We start from the raw sequence: 18,856 nt of genomic DNA on the forward strand, positions 1-18,856 counted from the left end.
AAAATAACGAATTCAAGGAATTAAGATGCTTTGGTCGTTTATCGCTGTCTGCCTGTCCGCATGGCTGTATGTGGACGCCTCCTATCGCGGGCCAGCCTGGCAACGCTGGGTTTTTAAGCCCGTCACGTTATTACTATTGCTGTTACTGGCCTGGCAAGCGCCGATGTTTGACGCCATCAGTTATCTTGTGTTGGCCGGACTGTGCGCCTCGCTGGTCGGCGATGCGTTAACGCTCTTGCCGCGTCAACGCCTGCTGTACGCCGTCGGGGCATTTTTCTTATCACATCTGCTCTACACCATTTATTTTGCCAGCCAAATGACGTTGTCGTTCTTCTGGCCGCTGCCGCTGGCGTTACTGATAGTCGGCGCGTTGCTTATCGCCGTTATCTGGACGCGACTGGAGGAGCTACGCTGGCCGGTGTGTACTTTTATCGCCATGACGCTGGTCATGGTCTGGCTGGCGGGCGAACTGTGGTTCTTCCGTCCAACGGCGCCAGCCCTTTCGGCCTTTACCGGCGCGACGCTGCTGTTTATCGGCAATATCGTCTGGCTGGGTAGCCATTACCGCCGCCGTTTCCGGGCGGATAACGCGATTGCCGCCGCCTGCTACTTTGCCGGACACTTCCTGATTGTTCGCTCGCTGTACCTGTAAATAATAGCGCTTGACTCTGGAGTCGACTCCAGAGTGTATCCTCCGGTTAATGAGAAAATTATCATCAACCGGAGGACGTTATGTCGACCCCTGATACCGATGGCAAAAAAGTCCCGCCCTTTACCTCCTTCAGATTAGCCCCGGCAATACAGAAGGCCGATAGCTGCTGCTGCGAAGAACATTGCGCGTCCAGCGCGCCTGTTTCTACTGCCGTGGCAGGCACGCGCTATACCTGGAAAATCTCCGGCATGGACTGCGCCGCCTGCGCCCGAAAAGTGGAGAATGCGGTACGCCAAATTCGCGGCGTCAACCAGGCGCAAGTGCTGTTCGCCACCGAAAAGTTAGTGGTCGATGCCGACACCGACCTCCGCGCGCAAATTGAACACGCCGTACAGAAGGCGGGTTATACCTTGCGTAGTGAAGATTCGCGCGACGCCGCGCCTGAATCTCGTCTTAAAGAGAACCTGCCGCTTATTACGCTGATCATTATGATGGCGATAAGCTGGGGGCTGGAGCAATTTAACCACCCGTTCGGCCAACTGGCCTTTATCGCCACCACCATGGTCGGTCTGTATCCTATTGCCCGCCAGGCGCTGCGGCTGATGAAAAGCGGCAGTTGGTTCGCTATTGAAACGCTGATGAGCGTCGCCGCCATTGGCGCGCTGTTTATTGGCGCGACGGCGGAGGCGGCAATGGTATTGCTGCTGTTCCTCATCGGCGAGCGCCTGGAAGGATGGGCCGCCAGCCGCGCCCGTAAAGGCGTCAGCGCGTTAATGGCGCTTAAACCGGAAACGGCGACCCGTCTGCGCGACGGCGTACGGGAAGAGGTCGCGATTAATACCCTGCGACCGGGCGATATTATCGAAGTCGCCGCCGGGGGGCGTTTACCCGCCGACGGTAAACTGGTTTCCGGTTTCGCCAGCTTTGATGAAAGCGCGCTCACCGGCGAGTCTATCCCTGTGGAGCGCGCAACGGGCGACAAAGTCCCGGCAGGCGCGACCAGCGTTGACCGTCTCGTCACCCTGGAGGTGCTATCTGAACCTGGCGCCAGCGCGATTGACCGTATCCTGACGCTGATTGAAGAGGCGGAAGAGCGCCGTGCGCCCATTGAGCGGTTTATTGACCGTTTCAGCCGCATCTATACGCCAGTCATTATGGTCATCGCGCTGCTGGTGACGCTTATTCCGCCGCTGATGTTCGATGGCGGCTGGCAGGAGTGGATTTATAAAGGGCTGACGCTGCTGCTCATCGGTTGCCCGTGCGCGCTGGTGATCTCCACGCCCGCGGCCATTACCTCCGGGCTGGCGGCGGCGGCACGGCGCGGCGCATTGATTAAAGGCGGCGCAGCGCTGGAGCAACTGGGCCGTATCACGCAGGTCGCCTTTGATAAAACCGGTACGTTGACCATTGGTAAACCACGGGTGACGGCGATTCATCCGGCAAGCGGTATCAGCGAGGCTGAACTGTTGGCGCTGGCGGCAGCCGTAGAACAAGGCGCTACGCACCCGCTGGCGCAGGCTATTGTCCGCGAAGCGCAGACACGCGATCTGGCGATCCCGACGGCGGAATCGCAGCGAACGCTGGCCGGCACCGGAATTGAAGCGCAGGTTAACGGCGAACGTATTCTGATTTGCGCGGCGGGAAAACAGCCTACGGCAGCGTTTGCCGGGCAAATTAGCGAACTGGAAAACGCCGGGCAGACGGTGGTTCTGGTGCTGCGTAACGAGACCGTTGTTGGCGTCCTCGCCCTCCAGGATACATTGCGTGACGATGCGCGCGACGCCATCCGCGAACTGCATCAGTTAGGCGTTAACGGCGTGATTCTGACCGGCGATAACCCACGGGCGGCGGCAGCGATTGCCGGCGAGCTGGATCTGGCGTTTAAAGCCGGACTACTGCCGGAAGACAAGGTGCGGGCAGTCACCGCCCTTAACCAACAAGCGCCGCTGGCGATGGTGGGCGACGGCATTAATGATGCGCCCGCGATGAAAGCCGCCAGTATCGGAATTGCGATGGGCAGCGGTACTGACGTCGCGCTGGAAACGGCTGACGCCGCCCTTACTCATAACCGTCTGCGCGGGTTAGCGCAGATGATTACGCTGGCGCGCGCTACCCACGCGAATATCCGGCAGAACATCACCATTGCGCTGGGGCTGAAAGCCATTTTCCTGGTGACGACGCTACTTGGTTTTACCGGGCTATGGCTGGCAATCCTGGCGGATACGGGAGCCACGGTATTGGTGACCGCCAACGCGCTACGTTTGCTGCGTAAAAACTAATCTTCTCCCGCCCGGCGGCGTCGTGTCGCCGGGTTATCCCGCGGTATTCCTTTCTTTGTACATATTATTCACGCGAAAATTATTTATTTTCTATTACTTATCAAACCATTAATCAGAAATAGCGTGATTTGATGTAAGGTTAATTTTTATCCAACCGATATTGATCATACCGTCTACAAAATAAGGAATGTTAGGCACTATGAAAAATATCAAAGTCATCACCGGCGTTATCGCGACGCTGGGCATATTTAGCGCCTTATTGCTGGTGACAGGAATACTGTTTTATTCCGCCGTCAGCAGCGATCGGCTGAATTTCCAGAATGCGAGCGCACTGAGTTACCAACAACAGGAACTGGGCGGCAGTTTTCAGACATTGATTGAAACCCGCGTCACCATTAACCGCGTGGCGATACGCATGTTAAAAAATCAGCGCGATCCCGCCTCGCTGGACGCCATGAACACGCTGTTAACCAACGCTGGCGCGTCGCTCAACGAAGCGGAAAAGCATTTCAACAACTACGTGAACTCCGAAGCGATCGCAGGCAAAGATCCGGCGTTGGATGCCCAGGCCGAAGCCAGCTTTAAGCAGATGTATGACGTTTTGCAGCAGTCTATCCACTATCTTAAAGCCGATAATTACGCCGCCTATGGCAACCTTGACGCGCAAAAAGCGCAGGATGACATGGAGCAGGTATATGACAAGTGGCTCTCTCAAAATGCGCAATTAATAAAATTAGCCAGCGATCAGAATCAGAGCAGTTTTACCCAGATGCAATGGACGCTGGGGATAATTCTACTTATCGTACTCATCGTGCTGGCGTTTATCTGGCTGGGGCTGCAACGCGTTCTACTCCGCCCGCTGCAACGGATTATGGCGCACATTCAAACGATCGCCGACGGCGATCTTACCCATGAGATAGAGGCCGAAGGACGCAGTGAAATGGGCCAACTGGCCGCCGGTCTTAAAACGATGCAGCAGTCGTTAATCCGTACCGTCAGCGCGGTGCGCGATAACGCAGACTCTATCTATACTGGCGCAGGCGAAATTTCCGCCGGCAGCAGCGACCTCTCTTCCCGTACCGAACAGCAGGCCTCGGCGCTGGAGGAGACCGCCGCCAGCATGGAACAGTTAACCGCCACGGTACGGCAAAACACCGATAACGCACGACAGGCGACGGGTCTGGCGAAAACCGCATCAGAAACCGCGCGTAAAGGAGGACGCGTGGTGGATAACGTAGTGAGCACCATGAACGATATCGCCGAAAGCTCGGAAAAAATCGTGGACATCACCAGCGTGATTGACGGTATCGCCTTCCAGACTAATATCCTGGCGCTGAACGCCGCGGTAGAAGCCGCCCGCGCCGGCGAACAGGGGCGAGGATTCGCGGTCGTGGCCGGAGAGGTACGCACGTTGGCCAGCCGTAGCGCGCAGGCCGCCAAAGAGATCAAAGTGCTGATTGAAAACTCCGTGTCGCGCATTGATACCGGCTCTACGCAGGTACGCGAAGCGGGAGAAACCATGAAAGAGATCGTCAACGCCGTGACCCGCGTGACCGATATTATGGGCGAAATCGCCTCTGCCTCCGATGAGCAAAGCAAAGGCATTGAGCAGGTGGCGCAGGCGGTATCGGAAATGGACAGCGTGACGCAGCAAAACGCCTCGCTGGTAGAAGAATCCGCAGCAGCGGCGGCGGCGCTGGAAGATCAGGCTAACGAACTTCGTCAGGCGGTCGCCGCGTTCCGCATCCAGAAACAGCCTCGTCGGGAGGCGTCGCCAACGACGTTAAGCAAAGGTTTAACGCCACAGCCCGCCGCAGAACAGGCGAACTGGGAAAGCTTCTAATCAGAATAGTATCTGCCGTGCGGTTAATGCGCTTTACGCAATAAATAGCGGTACGGCAGACCCTCCGTCTCTTGCGCCAGCAAATCGTGTTCCATAAAGGTACAGAACCCCGGAATATCACGCGTTGTCGCCGGATCGTCGGCGATAATCAGCAATGTTTCGCCAGTTTGCATGTTGCGCACCGTTTTGCGCACCATCATTACTGGTTCAGGGCAACGCAGCCCCAGGGCGTCAAGCGTATGGTCAGGGGAGGAAAACAGATCGCTCATCTTCGTCTCAATGGTAGAAAAACGGCGATATTTTACGCCCATCTTCGTCAGTAAGCCAGGCAGGTTAACGATTGCGTGAAAATTAGCCATTGCAATGCCAGCGCAAAACAGTATTATGCGGCGGTTCTTTATTGGGTTCCCTCACCCCATCCAACAAAAAGGTCACAATATGACTCCGTTTACACAATCACAGCGCGTAAAAGCGTTGTTCTGGCTATCGCTATTCCATTTACTGGTGATCATTTCCAGTAACTATCTGGTGCAGCTCCCCATCACTATTTTTGGTTTCCACACGACCTGGGGCGCGTTTAGTTTTCCTTTTATTTTTCTTGCCACCGATCTTACCGTGCGTATTTTTGGCGCACCGCTGGCGCGCCGCATTATCTTCGCCGTCATGATCCCCGCGCTGCTGGTGTCGTATGTGGTGTCATCGCTGTTCTATATGGGCACCTGGCAAGGTTTCGCCGCGCTGGCGAACTTTAATCTGTTCGTCGCCCGTATCGCCGCCGCCAGCTTTATGGCCTACGCGCTGGGACAGATCCTTGACGTCCATGTATTTAACCGCCTGCGCCAAAATCGTCGCTGGTGGCTGGCGCCGACCGCTTCAACGCTGTTTGGCAATATCAGCGATACCCTTGCCTTTTTCTTCATTGCGTTCTGGCGAAGCCCCGATGCCTTTATGGCCGGGCACTGGATGGAAATTGCGCTGGTGGATTATTGCTTTAAGGTGCTCATCAGCATTATTTTCTTCCTGCCGATGTACGGCGTTCTACTGAATATGTTGCTGAAAAAGCTGGCAGATAAATCTGAAATTTCCCCATTACCGGCAAGTTAAAGGTTCGTTTTCCGAGTTGTGATAAGATGAGCGAATGAGCCGTTATGGCCGTTTATCGAAAGGAAGAAGTCAATGCGCAATTTGGTTAAATATGCCGGTATTGGCCTGCTGGTTATGGGGCTTGCGGCCTGTGATAACAATGATACAAAAGCGTCGGCAGAAAGCGCCGCCGCGGAAAGCCAGGCCTCCGGTCAGCCCATCAGCCTGATGGATGGCAAACTCAGTTTCTCGCTGCCGGCGGATATGACCGATCAAAGCGGTAAGCTGGGCACCCAGGCGAATAATATGCACGTTTATTCTGACCCGACGGGCCAGAAAGCGGTGATTGTTATCGTCGGCGATAATACCGATGAAGCGTTGCCGGTGCTGGCGAACCGCCTGCTTGAGCAACAGCGTAGCCGCGACCCGCAGCTTCAGGTGGTCACCAATAAGTCTATTGAGCTCAAAGGCCATACGTTGCAACAACTGGACAGCATTATCTCCGCGAAAGGCCAGACGGCGTACTCTTCCATCGTGCTGGGCAAAGTGGATAACCAATTGCTGACGATTCAGGTCACGCTGCCTGCGGACAATCAGCAAAAAGCGCAAACCACGGCTGAAAACATCATCAATACGTTAGTTATTAAGTAACCTTTACGATGATGATGCGGCCTCCGGCAGTGCAGACGGAGGCCGTTTTTTTAAGCGCCAGGTCAGCAATAGCGCCATCGTTACCAGCCCGGCTGCCGCCAGATAAATCACCGGCACGCCCGCCCAGGTCATCACCAGCCCCGCCAGCGGCCCGGTAACCCCCAAAGACATATCCATAAAGACGGTATAGGTCGCCAGCGCCGCGCCCTGGTTCTGCGGCGGCACGGCTTTGACGGCCACCACGCCCAGCGCCGGAAAGACCAGCGAAAACCCCATCCCCGTGAGTAAAACGCCGATTTTTGCCATCCACGGCATGGCTGCCGTCCCCACAAGTAACAGACCAATAATCTCCACGCCAAAGCAGATCATGGCGACATTCAACCCGCCTAAACGATTGATGCCGTTAGGGAACAGCAAACGCGTGCCGACAAACGCGACGCTAAATAACGTGAGCGCAAAGGCGGCGCCATCCCAGCCTTTAGCATCATAAAATAAGGTAATAAACGTCGCGATGACGCCAAACCCTGCCGAGGCCAGCGCCAACGCCATACCATACAGCCAGACACGCCCCAGCACCGCGCGAAACGGCAGCGGCTTGCCTTTGTTCGCCTTCACCGACGGACGTGGAAGGGCTAACAGTACCGCCAACAGCGCCACGCCCATCACCGTTAGCGCCAGTCCCTGTAACCCGCCCCAGGCATAACACAGCACGCCCAGCGGCGCGCCCATCGCCATTGCGCCGTAGGTGACGATACCGTTCCAGGAGATGACCCGACCAATATGCAACGACCCGACGACACCGACGCCCCACAGTGTCGAACCGGTGCCGGCAAAACTTTGCCCAATCCCCAAAATCACGCGACCCAGCCCCAGTAGCAACAAACTGATCATCGGCCAGGCGCTGGCGATATCCGCCAGCAGGTAGCCGAGTCCGCTTAAAAAACAGCCGCATAAGCCAAAGACAACGATTTTTTTCGGCCCTAATACATCCGCATACCGCCCGGCATGGGGACGGCTTAACAGAGTGGCGAAGTATTGCAGGCTGATAATAAGCCCCGCCCAGAACGCGCTGAATCCCATCGCATCATGCACATAGCCGGGCAAGACGGCGAGCGGCAGGCCGATAGTCAGGTAGCTGGCAAAGTTAAACATCACGATGGAGACAATACGCAGATTGAGGCGCAATCCGTTTAGCGCCGGTTCAGCGACGGGTTCGGGCATGAGTATCACCGCATTTTTACAACATGTTTTCTTTTCTATCATGGCGCGCGGTGAAAATCAGTAGTGAGATTCAGATTATCGGTATCAGGGCAGCCGCTACACTTAGAAAAAAACACAACAAGGAAAACTTCATGGCAACCGCTCAACCCGACAAAACGGGTATGCATATTCTGCTGAAACTGGCCTCCCTGGTTATTATTCTCGCCGGGATTCATGCCGCGGCGGATATTATTGTACAACTCTTGCTGGCGCTCTTTTTCGCCATTGTTCTTAATCCATTAGTGACCTGGTTTATTCGCCGGGGCGTGAAGCGACCGCTGGCGATTACTATCGTGGTGGTCGTCATGCTGATCGTGCTTACCGCGCTGGTGGGTGTGCTTGCCGCATCGCTTAATGAATTTATCGCTATGCTGCCTAAATACAGCAAGGAGCTGACGCGTAAGGTCTTACACCTTCAGGAGTTAATGCCCTTCCTGAATTTACATATGTCGCCGGAACGTATGCTCCGCGGGATGGATTCCGATAAAATCATGCTCTTCACCACAACATTAATGACCGGCGTATCGGGCGCGATGGCAAGCATTGTGCTGCTGGTGATGACCGTGGTTTTTATGCTGTTTGAGGTGCGTCACGTGCCTTATAAATTACGTTTCGCGCTAAACAATCCACAAATCCATATTGCCGGCCTGCACCGCGCCCTGAAAGGCGTCTCGCATTATCTGGCGCTGAAAACGCTGCTCAGTTTATGGACGGGCGCGATTATCTGGCTGGGACTGGCGTTAATGGATATTCAGTTTGCGCTAATGTGGGGCGTACTGGCCTTTTTGCTCAATTACGTTCCTAATATCGGCTCGGTGATTTCCGCCGTTCCCCCCATGATTCAGGCGCTGTTATTTAACGGTTTTTACGAGTGCGTACTGGTCGGCGCGCTCTTTTTGGTGGTCCATATGGTGATTGGCAACATTATGGAGCCACGCATGATGGGCCATCGTCTGGGAATGTCCACGCTGGTGGTATTTCTTTCGTTACTGGTCTGGGGATGGCTATTAGGCCCGGTCGGGATGCTCTTGTCCGTTCCTTTGACCAGCGTCTGCAAAATCTGGATGGAAACCACTAAAGGCGGCAGCAAACTGGCGATCTTACTGGGGCCAGGCCGACCGAAAAGCCGTTTACCGGGATGAGGCGACAGATGCTACAATCTCCTCTTCTTCATAGGCAACGTTGGTCCTGATATGTACCAGGTCGTTCTGGGAAAAGTGTCAACATTAAGCGCAGGTCAATTGCCCGACGCGTTAATCGCTCAGGCGCCGCAGGGCGTTCGCCGGGCAAGCTGGCTGGCCGGGCGCGTGCTGCTTTCCCGTGCGCTCTCGCCACTACCGGAGATGGTGTATGGCGAACAGGGTAAACCGGCTTTTTCCGCCGGAGCGCCGCTGTGGTTTAACCTCAGTCATAGCGGCGACACTATTGCTCTGTTGCTTAGCGACGAAGGTGAAGTCGGCTGCGATATTGAAGTGATCCGCCCGCGCGATAACTGGCGTTCGCTGGCAAATGCGGTATTCAGCCTCGGCGAACATGCTGAAATGGAAGCGGAACGTCCGGAGCGACAACTGGCGGCCTTCTGGCGTATCTGGACGCGTAAAGAAGCCATCGTAAAACAACGCGGCGGCAGCGCCTGGCAAATCGTCAGCGTGGACAGCACGTTGCCCTCTGCCTTGTCGGTCAGCCAGTGTCAGCTCGATACGCTCAGTCTGGCAGTCTGTACCCCCACACCGTTTACGCTGACGCCGCAGACGATAACAAAAGCGTTATGACACATTAATTTTTCCCTCTGGCGGCGGACGTGTGTTACAAAATGCGGAGCTTCCCATGCGCCGACGCGCCATACCAAAAGGTTTAAGTCAGATGCAACGTGTCACCATCACCCTCGATGACGATTTACTGGAAACGCTGGACAGCCTGAGCCAGCGACGCGGCTATAACAATCGCTCCGAAGCGATCCGTGATATTTTGCGCGGCGCTCTGGCGCAGGAGGCCACCCAGGAACACGGTACACAGGGTTTCGCGGTACTTTCATATGTTTATGAACATGAGAAACGGGATTTAGCCAGCCGCATCGTCTCCACCCAGCATCATCATCATGATTTATCCGTCGCCACGCTGCACGTCCATATCAACCACGATGACTGTCTGGAGATCGCCGTTCTGAAGGGCGATATGGGCGACGTACAGCATTTTGCCGATGATGTTATCGCCCAGCGCGGCGTGCGCCACGGCCACTTGCAGTGTTTGCCGAAAGAAGACTAACGCCCCAGCGCCTTGCCGGGGGCGCTTCGCTTGCCCGGCCTACGCTCGCACGTCGTCGTTTGTAGGCCGGATGAGGCGCAGCCGCCATCCGGCAATAATGTTTACGCCATCGTGCCAATCGTTTTTCTGAAGCGTAACAGCGCTATCAGGAAGAACACGCCGCCTATCGCCAGCAGGGTCAGGAACTGCGGCCAGACGATGCTCAAACCTGCGCCGCGATAAAGAATAGCCTGGGCAAGGCTGACAAAATGCGTCGTCGGCATGGTCAGCATAATATCCTGCACCGCCTGCGGCATACTTTCGCGCGGCGTGGAACCGCCGGAAAGCATTTGTAGCGGTAACAGTACCAGAATCATTAATAACCCCAGTTGCGGCATCGAACGGGCGATGGTACCCATAAAAATCCCAATTGAAGTGGTGGCGAACAGGCTCAGCGCCACGCCCAACATAAACAATGGGATCGATCCTTCAATCGGTACGCCAAGTACGCCTTTCACCATCAGCATCAAAGACAAACCGGAAACCACCAGCACGACCAGCCCCATCGACCACACTTTTGCCATCATGATCTCAAAGGGCGTGACCGGCATCACCAACAGATGCTCTACCGTGCCGTGTTCTCGCTCGCGGATCAGCGCCGATCCGGTCAGCACTATCGCCAGCATGGTAATGTTGTTGATAATCGCCATCACGCCGCCAAACCACGCCGGGTCCAGATTCGGGTTAAAGCGCATCCGAATCTCCAGCGACACCGGCTGAACGTTATCTCCCCGCGCGCGCGCCACAAAGCTGTTGACCTCGCCGCTAATAATATTCTGGATATAACTGTTGCCGGTAAACGCCTGGCTCATGCGCGTCGCATCGACGTTAACCTGAATATCAGGCTGACGTCCGGCCAGCACATCACGCTGGAAATTTGGCGGAATATTGACCGCAAAGGTATAGCGTCCGGCATCCAGTCCGGCATCCATTTCCGTTGCCGTAATCATCTCCGGCGGCAGAAACCACGGGCGGTAAAAACTATTCACAATACGGTTCGACAACTGCGACTGATCCATATCGGCGATGGCGATAGGGGCAAGATGCAACGAACCGGGCAGGACGGTAGCGGAGGAGTAAACCGAAATCGTAAAGGCGAAGACGATCAGCGACAGCATCGCTTTGTCGCCCAGCAGACTGCGCAGTTCTTTAACGCCGAGGTTATAAATATTACGTAATCCGCGCATTACCCCTCCTGTTTTTTCAGCAGCAGAATGCTCAGACCCATCACCACCGGGACGGCAATCAGTAACGGCATAAATAACGGCCAGAGATCGGACAGATCCAACGCTTTGGAAAACGTCCCGCGCGCGATCGTCAGAAAATGGCTGGTCGGGTAGATCTCGCCGATCCATCTTCCCGGTCCTTCCAGCGAAGCCACCGGATCGATCATGCCGGAAAATTGTGTTGCCGGAATGAGGGTAATAATCGACGTCCCAAAAATAGCGGCGATTTGGCTCTTCATAAACGTGGAGATCAGCAGCCCCAGACCGGTGGCGATGATGACGTAAAGCAGCGCCGCGAGGGTAAGCGTGAGAAAGCTGCCTTTCAGCGGCACGCCGAACACAAAGACCGACAGCGCGCACAGTAGCAAGAAGTTCAGCATACCCAGCGCGATATACGGCAGTTGTTTACCCAGCAAAAATTCGCTGCGCGTCGTCGGCGTTACGTACAGATTAATCATCGACCCCAGCTCTTTCTCCCGCACCACGCTCAGGGCGCTAAGCATTGACGGGATCATCATGAGCAGCAGCGGAATGACCGCCGGAACGATAGCGGGCAGACTTTTCACATCCGGGTTATAACGATAGCGCGTTTCAATGTTGAGCAGCCCGGCCTGTTTAACCGGGTTCGGCTGACGACTTGCCGCCTCCTGCAGCCAGCTTTGGTGCATCGCCTGAACGTACCCCTTCACCGTCTCGGCGCGGCTGGGCATGGCGCCATCCACCCAGACGCCAATCTGCGCTGGCGTACCGCGAGCAATATCGCGGCCAAAATTAGGCGGGATCTCAATGGCAACCGCCAACTCTCCCGAACGCATCCGCCGGTCAAGCTCGTCATAGCTGGCGAGCGGCGGCTGTTCGATAAAATAGCGGGATCCTGCCAGATTGAGCGACCATGCCTGGCTACTGACGGTTTGATCGCGGTCGAGGACGGCAAAACGCAGGTTCTCCACGTCCATACTGATGCCATAGCCCATAATCAGCATCAGAATTACCGTTCCCAGCAGCGCCAGCGTCGAGCGTACCGGATCGCGGCGTAGCTCCAGCGCTTCGCGGCGACTGTAGCTGAACAAACGCCGGAAGCTCAATCCCTGCCGCGACGGTTTACCTGACGCGGCGGGCGTCTGGGATGGCGGTATTGGGGTTTCAGGCGCCGCTCCCGCAGCTTCCTGTAGCCAGGAAATAAACGCCGCTTCCAGATTGGCCGCGCCCCGCTGTTGCACCAATTCCTGCGGCGTACCGCTGGCGAGCACTTTACCGGCGTGCATCAATGACATTCGGTCGCAACGTTCCGCTTCGTTCATAAAATGGGTCGAGATAAAAATCGTCACCTTATCCTGACGCGAAAGATCGACCATAAGCTGCCAGAACATATCCCTGGCGACCGGATCAACGCCGGACGTTGGCTCATCAAGAATCAGCATTTCCGGGCGATGGATCACCGCTACCGCCAGCGATAAACGCTGGCGGATACCGAGCGGCAACGAAGCGGGGAGCGTATCTTCCACCTCCGTTAGCATAAAGCGTTCGATCATCTGCGCGACGCGCGCCGGGATCTCCGCTGGCGGAATATGAAACAGGCGGGCATGAAGTTCCAGATTCTGCCGCACGGTGAGTTCGTTATAGAGCGAAAAAGCCTGCGACATATACCCGACCCGGCGACGAGTATCGATGTCGTTCGGGTCCACCGGCTGGCCAAATAGCCAGGCCTGGCCTTCGCTGGCGGGAAGCAGACCGGTCAGCATTTTCATGGTGGTCGATTTGCCGCAACCGTTTGAACCGAGGAAGCCAAAAATCTCGCCGCGCGGAATGCGGAAATTAACATGGTCAACCGCGACGAACTTACCGAAGCGCATGGTCAGATCTTTCGCCTCAATGGCAATCTCTTCCTGCTCAGCGTGATACGGCGGGATCACCACTGGCTTATGAGCCTGGCGCTGCGCTTCTGGCAACAGGGCAATAAACGCCTGTTCCAGCGTCGCACTATGGGTTTTTGCCCGCAGTTGCTGCGCACTGCCGGTTGCCAGTATCTCGCCCGCATTCATCGCCACCAGCCAGTCAAAACGCTCCGCCTCTTCCATATAGGCCGTTGCGACCAACACGCTCATATTGGTCTGCCGTTGGCGGATACTGTCGATTAAGTCCCAGAACTGAGCGCGGGAGAGCGGGTCCACGCCGGTGGTAGGCTCATCAAGAATCAGCAATTCCGGGTCATGAATCAGCGCACAGCACAGCCCCAGCTTTTGTTTCATCCCACCGGACAGCTTCCCGGCAGGACGGTCACGAAACGGCGCCAGGCCGGTGCTGTTCAGCAGCTCGGTAATACGCGCTTCGCGTTCAGCTTTGTCATGACCAAAGAGACGAGCGAAAAAATCGACGTTCTCATAAACCGATAGCGTGTGATAAAGGTTTTTCCCCAACCCCTGCGGCATCCAGGCGATGCGCGGACAGACGTCGCGGCGATGTCTCGCATCGCGCATATCGCCGCCCAGGACGATAACGTTCCCTTGCTCAATCACCCGCGCGCCAGAAATCAGCGACAGCAGGCTCGACTTCCCCACCCCGTCCGGACCAATCAGCCCGACCATACTACGGGCGGGAATGTCCAGCGTGATATTGTTCAGCGCGACCGTTTTTCCGTAATGCTGGCTCACCCCCTCAAGCTGCGCCACGGGAGGAACAGGCACCAGCTTCAGCGACGTCATTGCGACAGCCTCACGCTTAGAGCGTCAGGCCAGGGCACGCGCTCATCCAGACGAACCCAGGCCATTCCCGGCAAACCGGTTTTGACATATTCCAGATGCTGTCGCAGTAGCTCTGGCGGAATACGCGCTTTGACGCGGAACATCAGCTTCAGTCGTTCATCGTGGGTTTCCACGGTTTTGGGCGTGAACTGCGCCACGCTGGCGACAAAACTGATCGTCGCCGGAATACGCAGATCCGGCGCGGCGTCCAGCACCAGTCGCGCTTCGCCGCCGATCTTCAACAACCCCGCCTGTTCGGTCGGCAGGAAAAATGTCATATAAACATCGCTGAGATCGACCATGTTCAACACCCGGCCGCCAGCCGATAACACTTCGCCCGGCTCCGCAACGCGGTACTGCACGCGTCCATCGCGCGGCGCTTTTAATTCGCTGTCGTCGATGTCGGCGACAATACGCCGCTCGGTCGCCTGCGCCGCTTCCACGCGCGTTTGCGCCTGGATAATACTGGTACGCGCCGCTTCAATCGCCGCTTTTGCCGCAGATACCTGCGCTTTGGCGGTCTCCAGGGCGGCGCGCGCGCTTTCCGCCGCCGCGCGATCGTCATCTAACTGTTGTACAGATACCGCGCCACGCTGCGACAGCGAACGGGAACGCACGTGACGTTTAGAGACGGAGTCCAGCTCAGCTTCCCGCTGTTTGACGACCGACTGCGCGGCGCGCATTTCACTCTGGCGTTGCTCCAGCAAGGCACGGGCGGCGGCAACCGCGCTTTCGGCCTCTTTAATCTGCGCAATCGCCTCCAGCCGCTGCTCCTGCAGCACGCGGGTATCCATTTTCGCCAGCACCTCGCCCTGACGAACGAACTGCCCTTCCGAAACGAGGATGGTATCAATACGCCCGGCAATCTTAGTGGCAATATCCACTTCGGTGGCTTCAATTCTGCCGTTGCTGGCGGCAAACCCCTCCGGTATTCCCGCAGGGCGCAGCATCCACCAGGCTATCGCGGCCACCGCCACAAGAATCCCCGCTCCCCACCACACCAGATGACGCTTCATTTTGTCCATAATCGACCCGCCGTAATCCCTGTTGTCTAACCATGCGTGTCACAAAGTCCGCCGGGCGTGCGCTCAACGGGGGTTTCCATTCGGGATAAGAATGAAAAAAGAAAAGGGGCCAGACGACGAACAGACGCCGATGAAGCGCTCGCCGTCAAAGGGAGTGAATGATGTAGGTACCCGGAAAAGAGGGAGTAATGTTGTCATCATCAGCGTTCCTGGCCGTAAATGAAACACGCATACTCATAACTGCTATAAATCGATACTAACACCTCTGTCCGGGATGTCTATTCGCTTATTGTTTGTAATGGTACTTAGCGTTTTGCCGCCAAATCCTGCGCGCAGGCCCAGGCGCTCGACCACGCCCACTGGAAGTTATAGCCGCCCAACCAGCCGGTGACGTCCATCACTTCGCCGATAAAATAGAGACCCGGCACGCGGCGCGCTTCCATAGTCCGCGATGATAGTTCGTTTGTATCCACGCCGCCCAGCGTCACTTCCGCTGTCCGATAGCCTTCGGTGCCGTTAGGCTGCACTTGCCAGGCAGTAAGCGTGTCAACCAACGCCTGCTGATCACGAACGTTCAACTGTCTGAGCGATACATCCGGGATGTGCCCCAACTGTTGTAAACACTCCACCAACCGTTTCGGCAAATGCATCGCCAGCGTGTTCTTCAGACTCTGGTTCGGGTGCGCGTTACGCTGTTCATTGAGAACGTCTTCCAGCGAGAGGTCCGGCAATAAGTTAATGCTCACTAACTCTCCCGGTTGCCAGTAGCTGGAAATCTGTAAAACGGCGGGGCCGGACAGCCCACGATGGGTAAAAAGTAGGTTTTCCCGAAATACCGTGCCATTGCGGGCGGTAATTACGCAGGGCACAGAGACGCCAGACAGCGTCTGGAGCTGTTCTAACAGCGGCTTATGTAGCGTAAAGGGCACCAGCCCGGCGCGCGTCGGCAACACCTTGAGACCAAACTGTTCGGCGATTTTATAGCCAAACGGCGATGCGCCAAGCCCCGGCATCGACAGGCCGCCGCTGGCAATCACCAGCTTTTGCGTAGTCACCGTCTCGCCGTTCAACGCCAGTACGAAACCCGACTCATCACGCTCGACGCTCAATACCTCGCTACGCAGGCGCATCGTTACGCCGCCTTTGTCGCACTCGGCAACCAGCATATCGACAATGCGTTGGGCGGAATCATCGCAAAAAAGCTGTCCCAGCGTTTTCTCATGCCAGGCTATCCCATACCTGCCGACCAGATCGATAAAGTCCCACTGGGTATAGCGGGCTAATGCTGATTTGCAAAAATGGGGGTTCTGGCTCAAATACGCAGCAGGCTCAACATAAAGATTAGTAAAGTTGCAGCGTCCACCACCGGACATGAGGATTTTACGTCCTGGCTTCTTGCCATTATCGATGAGCAGCACGCGGCTACCCGCCTGTCCTGCCTGCGCGGCGCAAAACATGCCCGCTGCGCCAGCGCCTATAATAACGGCATCAAACCTTTCCACGTCGCCTTCCTCTCTCAAATTCGGGCGGGAATTGTAAAGTTTCCTCAGTGGTCGCACCAGCGCGAAAAGCGCCTGAAAATGGTATTTATCTGAAATATATAAGATAATTCTTTAGTGATATCAAACAAAGCACGAAGTACATCAAAAAAAGTCTATATTTCACTTTGCCCGCGCCGCCAAAGTCACTGATAATGCGCCGCGTTCATGTCCTCAAAATGGCGTAACGTCCTATGCTACATTTGTTTGCTGGCCTGGATTTACATACCGGGCTTTTATTATTGCTTGCTCTGGCTTTTGTGCTGTTCTACGAAGCGATTAACGGCTTCCATGACACAGCCAATGCAGTCGCAACCGTGATTTACACCCGTGCGATGCGTTCGCAGCTGGCGGTTGTCATGGCGGCGGTGTTTAACTTTTTTGGCGTTTTGCTGGGGGGTCTCAGCGTGGCGTATGCCATTGTGCATATGCTACCAACGGATCTCCTGCTCAACATGGGTTCCGCGCACGGCCTCGCTATGGTCTTTTCCATGTTGCTGGCGGCGATTATCTGGAACCTCGGCACCTGGTATTTCGGGTTGCCGGCGTCCAGTTCCCACACGCTGATTGGCGCCATTATCGGCATCGGTTTAACCAATGCGATGATGACCGGCACGTCAGTGGTGGATGCGCTTAACATCCCGAAAGTTATCAATATTTTCGGTTCACTCATTATCTCCCCTATTGTCGGTCTGGTATTCGCCGGCGGTCTGATTTTCTTGCTGCGCCGCTACTGGAGCGGTACTAAGAAACGCGCCCGTATCCACCTGACGCCAGCCGAACGTGAAAAGAAAGACGGCAAGAAAAAGCCGCCGTTCTGGACGCGTATCGCGCTGATCCTCTCAGCTATCGGCGTGGCGTTTTCGCATGGCGCGAACGATGGTCAGAAAGGCATTGGCCTGGTCATGCTGGTGCTGATTGGCGTCGCGCCTGCGGGTTTCGTGGTCAATATGAATGCCTCCAGCTACGAAATCACCCGTACGCGCGATGCTATCAACAATGTCGAAACGTACTTTGAGCAGCGTCCTGACCTGCTGAAAGCCGTCACCGGCGTTGACCAACTGATTCCGTCTCCGGAACCGGGCGCGACTGAACCGACTGAATTCCACTGCCATCCGGCTAACACCATTAACGCGCTTAACCGTGCGAAAGGGATGCTGGCAAACGTGGAAAGCTACGACAAGTTAAGCGTTGAACAGCGTAGTCAGTTGCGTCGCATTATGCTGTGCATTTCCGACACGACCGATAAAGTCGTGAAATTGCCTGGCGTAAGCAGCGATGACCAGCGCCTGCTGAAAAAGCTGAAGACCGATATGTTAAGCACCATTGAGTATGCGCCGGTGTGGATCATTATGGCAGTGGCGTTGGCGCTGGGTATTGGTACGATGATCGGCTGGCGTCGCGTGGCGACCACTATCGGCGAGAAAATTGGTAAAAAAGGCATGACGTATGCGCAGGGAATGTCGGCGCAGATGACGGCGGCAGTCTCTATCGGTCTTGCCAGCTACACCGGTATGCCAGTTTCTACCACTCACGTACTCTCCTCTTCAGTGGCGGGAACCATGGTCGTTGATGGCGGCGGGTTGCAGCGTAAAACCGTGACCAGCATTCTGATGGCCTGGGTATTTACGTTACCGGCGGCGATTATTCTTTCCGGCGTGCTGTACTGGCTTTCCCTGAAGATTATTTAAGCCAAATGGGCCGGATAGCGCTGTCGCTAATCCGGCCTGTCAGGATGAAACGACACAGGCCTGATAGGCCGCTATAAGCGGCGTCATCCGGAGGCTTATCTAATACGAGCGGGTCAGGAAACTGGCCCGCTTTTTTTATTCAGTGCCAAATCATGAGCGCAATCAAGCTCACCACCACCAAACCGCATAACGCGCTGGTCAGCAGAAACTGGCGGCGCACGCGTTCACAACGGCGAATAAATTCTTCATCATGATGATCGCGATAGCGCTGAGCGTAGATATACCATACCAGGCGCACCTGTTTGTTGGGCTGACCATGCGTGGTAAAGAAGCCGCCGCCATCGACATATTGATAGAGCAAAGGATCGCAACCACGAAGTACCACTAACAGTGCGCGTAGCGATGAGAAATAGCGCGCCATATTAACAATGCAAACGACACATAAAGCCCAGAATAGTGAGACGGTGCTTATCATATCTCCTCCCCGGCGACCCGCCCACGGAGTTCCTCTCCGGGACTACCGCTCCCCGATACCCTGCCAGACAATCAGTGAAAGAGTACTA

General features: G+C 55.8%; 16 protein-coding genes. 9 read left to right on the plus strand and 7 right to left on the minus strand.

The annotated features are described in order from the left end of the window. Positions 1-25 precede the first annotated feature (25 nt). The 3 genes from ACH0VJ_RS12545 (at position 26) to ACH0VJ_RS12555 (ending at position 4,774) form a co-directional block, all read left to right on the plus strand. A complete protein-coding gene (locus tag ACH0VJ_RS12545; RefSeq protein WP_000964735.1) occupies positions 26-652 on the plus strand; it encodes a lysoplasmalogenase in 627 nt (208 codons plus the stop codon). Positions 653-732: 80 nt separating this feature from the next. Continuing rightward, positions 733-2,931 (plus strand): Zn(II)/Cd(II)/Pb(II) translocating P-type ATPase ZntA, encoded by a 2,199-nt coding sequence (zntA, locus tag ACH0VJ_RS12550; RefSeq protein WP_000106664.1) that lies wholly within the window; start codon positions 733-735, stop codon positions 2,929-2,931. A gap of 199 nt (positions 2,932-3,130) precedes the next feature. Then, on the plus strand, positions 3,131-4,774 hold the full coding sequence (locus ACH0VJ_RS12555; RefSeq protein WP_000789671.1) for a methyl-accepting chemotaxis citrate transducer: 1,644 nt from the start codon (positions 3,131-3,133) through the stop codon (positions 4,772-4,774). Positions 4,775-4,797: 23 nt separating this feature from the next. Here ACH0VJ_RS12555 and tusA read toward each other — a convergent pair whose 3' ends face one another. After that, complete coding sequence (tusA, locus tag ACH0VJ_RS12560) at positions 4,798-5,043, minus strand: sulfurtransferase TusA (protein WP_001541054.1); 246 nt, start codon at positions 5,041-5,043, stop codon at positions 4,798-4,800. A gap of 169 nt (positions 5,044-5,212) precedes the next feature. Between tusA and ACH0VJ_RS12565 the strand changes: the two genes are divergently transcribed. After that, the gene (locus ACH0VJ_RS12565; protein ID WP_001536852.1) at positions 5,213-5,878 is read left to right on the plus strand and encodes a 7-cyano-7-deazaguanine/7-aminomethyl-7-deazaguanine transporter; all 666 of its coding nucleotides are present in this window, start codon (positions 5,213-5,215) and stop codon (positions 5,876-5,878) included. 72 nt (positions 5,879-5,950) lie between these two features. Next, complete coding sequence (locus tag ACH0VJ_RS12570; protein WP_001245277.1) at positions 5,951-6,508, plus strand: DcrB family lipoprotein; 558 nt, start codon at positions 5,951-5,953, stop codon at positions 6,506-6,508. 3 nt (positions 6,509-6,511) lie between these two features. Here the strand turns inward: ACH0VJ_RS12570 and ACH0VJ_RS12575 are convergent, their stop codons facing one another. Next, entirely contained in the window at positions 6,512-7,771 is a 1,260-nt protein-coding gene (locus tag ACH0VJ_RS12575) for an MFS transporter (protein ID WP_077677850.1), read from the minus strand. Positions 7,772-7,860: 89 nt separating this feature from the next. Here ACH0VJ_RS12575 and ACH0VJ_RS12580 point away from each other — a divergent pair, with 89 nt between their 5' ends. The 3 genes from ACH0VJ_RS12580 (at position 7,861) to nikR (ending at position 10,033) form a co-directional block, all read left to right on the plus strand. Beyond that, entirely contained in the window at positions 7,861-8,910 is a 1,050-nt protein-coding gene (locus ACH0VJ_RS12580) for an AI-2E family transporter (RefSeq protein ID WP_000179588.1), read from the plus strand. Positions 8,911-8,961: 51 nt separating this feature from the next. Further along, positions 8,962-9,540, plus strand: coding sequence for a 4'-phosphopantetheinyl transferase AcpT (gene acpT, locus ACH0VJ_RS12585; RefSeq protein WP_000285377.1), 579 nt, complete (start codon positions 8,962-8,964; stop codon positions 9,538-9,540). 91 nt (positions 9,541-9,631) lie between these two features. Beyond that, a complete protein-coding gene (gene nikR, locus ACH0VJ_RS12590; RefSeq protein ID WP_001190057.1) occupies positions 9,632-10,033 on the plus strand; it encodes a nickel-responsive transcriptional regulator NikR in 402 nt (133 codons plus the stop codon). 101 nt (positions 10,034-10,134) lie between these two features. Here the strand turns inward: nikR and ACH0VJ_RS12595 are convergent, their stop codons facing one another. The 4 genes from ACH0VJ_RS12595 to ACH0VJ_RS12610 all read right to left on the minus strand — a co-directional run bounded on the left by ACH0VJ_RS12595 (position 10,135) and on the right by ACH0VJ_RS12610 (position 16,566). Next, a complete protein-coding gene (locus ACH0VJ_RS12595) occupies positions 10,135-11,259 on the minus strand; it encodes an ABC transporter permease (RefSeq protein WP_001214764.1) in 1,125 nt (374 codons plus the stop codon). After that, positions 11,259-14,000 carry a ribosome-associated ATPase/putative transporter RbbA gene (gene rbbA / locus ACH0VJ_RS12600; protein WP_000202493.1) on the minus strand — a complete coding sequence of 914 codons (2,742 nt, stop codon included), beginning with the start codon at positions 13,998-14,000 and terminating at the stop codon, positions 11,259-11,261. The genes ACH0VJ_RS12595 and rbbA overlap by 1 nt, the downstream gene beginning before the upstream one ends. Continuing rightward, positions 13,997-15,064, minus strand: a complete 1,068-nt coding sequence (locus ACH0VJ_RS12605) for an HlyD family secretion protein (RefSeq protein WP_000359836.1) — start codon at positions 15,062-15,064, stop codon at positions 13,997-13,999. The genes rbbA and ACH0VJ_RS12605 overlap by 4 nt, the downstream gene beginning before the upstream one ends. A gap of 305 nt (positions 15,065-15,369) precedes the next feature. Next, positions 15,370-16,566 carry an NAD(P)/FAD-dependent oxidoreductase gene (locus ACH0VJ_RS12610; RefSeq protein WP_000439230.1) on the minus strand — a complete coding sequence of 399 codons (1,197 nt, stop codon included), beginning with the start codon at positions 16,564-16,566 and terminating at the stop codon, positions 15,370-15,372. A gap of 230 nt (positions 16,567-16,796) precedes the next feature. Here ACH0VJ_RS12610 and pitA point away from each other — a divergent pair, with 230 nt between their 5' ends. After that, positions 16,797-18,293, plus strand: a complete 1,497-nt coding sequence (pitA, locus tag ACH0VJ_RS12615; protein ID WP_000902764.1) for an inorganic phosphate transporter PitA — start codon at positions 16,797-16,799, stop codon at positions 18,291-18,293. Between the two features lie 139 nt (positions 18,294-18,432). Here pitA and uspB read toward each other — a convergent pair whose 3' ends face one another. Next, positions 18,433-18,768 carry a universal stress protein UspB gene (gene uspB / locus ACH0VJ_RS12620; protein ID WP_000626193.1) on the minus strand — a complete coding sequence of 112 codons (336 nt, stop codon included), beginning with the start codon at positions 18,766-18,768 and terminating at the stop codon, positions 18,433-18,435. Positions 18,769-18,856 lie beyond the last annotated feature (88 nt).

This window comes from Salmonella sp. 2020_1459, from assembly GCF_043847915.1.
Lineage (GTDB): Bacteria > Pseudomonadota > Gammaproteobacteria > Enterobacterales > Enterobacteriaceae > Salmonella > Salmonella enterica.

Bases quoted from the DNA above. Each gene is read 5' to 3' on its own strand.
- nikR (WP_001190057.1), top strand. From the start codon at position 9,632: ATGCAACGTGTCACCATCACCCTCGATGACGATTTACTGGAAACGCTG.
- rbbA (WP_000202493.1), bottom strand. From the start codon at position 14,000: ATGACGTCGCTGAAGCTGGTGCCTGTTCCTCCCGTGGCGCAGCTTGAG.
- ACH0VJ_RS12570 (WP_001245277.1), top strand. From the start codon at position 5,951: ATGCGCAATTTGGTTAAATATGCCGGTATTGGCCTGCTGGTTATGGGG.
- uspB (WP_000626193.1), bottom strand. From the start codon at position 18,768: ATGATAAGCACCGTCTCACTATTCTGGGCTTTATGTGTCGTTTGCATT.
- ACH0VJ_RS12580 (WP_000179588.1), top strand. From the start codon at position 7,861: ATGGCAACCGCTCAACCCGACAAAACGGGTATGCATATTCTGCTGAAA.
- ACH0VJ_RS12545 (WP_000964735.1), top strand. From the start codon at position 26: ATGCTTTGGTCGTTTATCGCTGTCTGCCTGTCCGCATGGCTGTATGTG.
- ACH0VJ_RS12605 (WP_000359836.1), bottom strand. From the start codon at position 15,064: ATGGACAAAATGAAGCGTCATCTGGTGTGGTGGGGAGCGGGGATTCTT.
- zntA (WP_000106664.1), top strand. From the start codon at position 733: ATGTCGACCCCTGATACCGATGGCAAAAAAGTCCCGCCCTTTACCTCC.
- ACH0VJ_RS12555 (WP_000789671.1), top strand. From the start codon at position 3,131: ATGAAAAATATCAAAGTCATCACCGGCGTTATCGCGACGCTGGGCATA.
- ACH0VJ_RS12575 (WP_077677850.1), bottom strand. From the start codon at position 7,771: ATGATAGAAAAGAAAACATGTTGTAAAAATGCGGTGATACTCATGCCC.
- acpT (WP_000285377.1), top strand. From the start codon at position 8,962: ATGTACCAGGTCGTTCTGGGAAAAGTGTCAACATTAAGCGCAGGTCAA.
- ACH0VJ_RS12595 (WP_001214764.1), bottom strand. From the start codon at position 11,259: ATGCGCGGATTACGTAATATTTATAACCTCGGCGTTAAAGAACTGCGC.
- ACH0VJ_RS12565 (WP_001536852.1), top strand. From the start codon at position 5,213: ATGACTCCGTTTACACAATCACAGCGCGTAAAAGCGTTGTTCTGGCTA.
- tusA (WP_001541054.1), bottom strand. From the start codon at position 5,043: ATGAGCGATCTGTTTTCCTCCCCTGACCATACGCTTGACGCCCTGGGG.
- pitA (WP_000902764.1), top strand. From the start codon at position 16,797: ATGCTACATTTGTTTGCTGGCCTGGATTTACATACCGGGCTTTTATTA.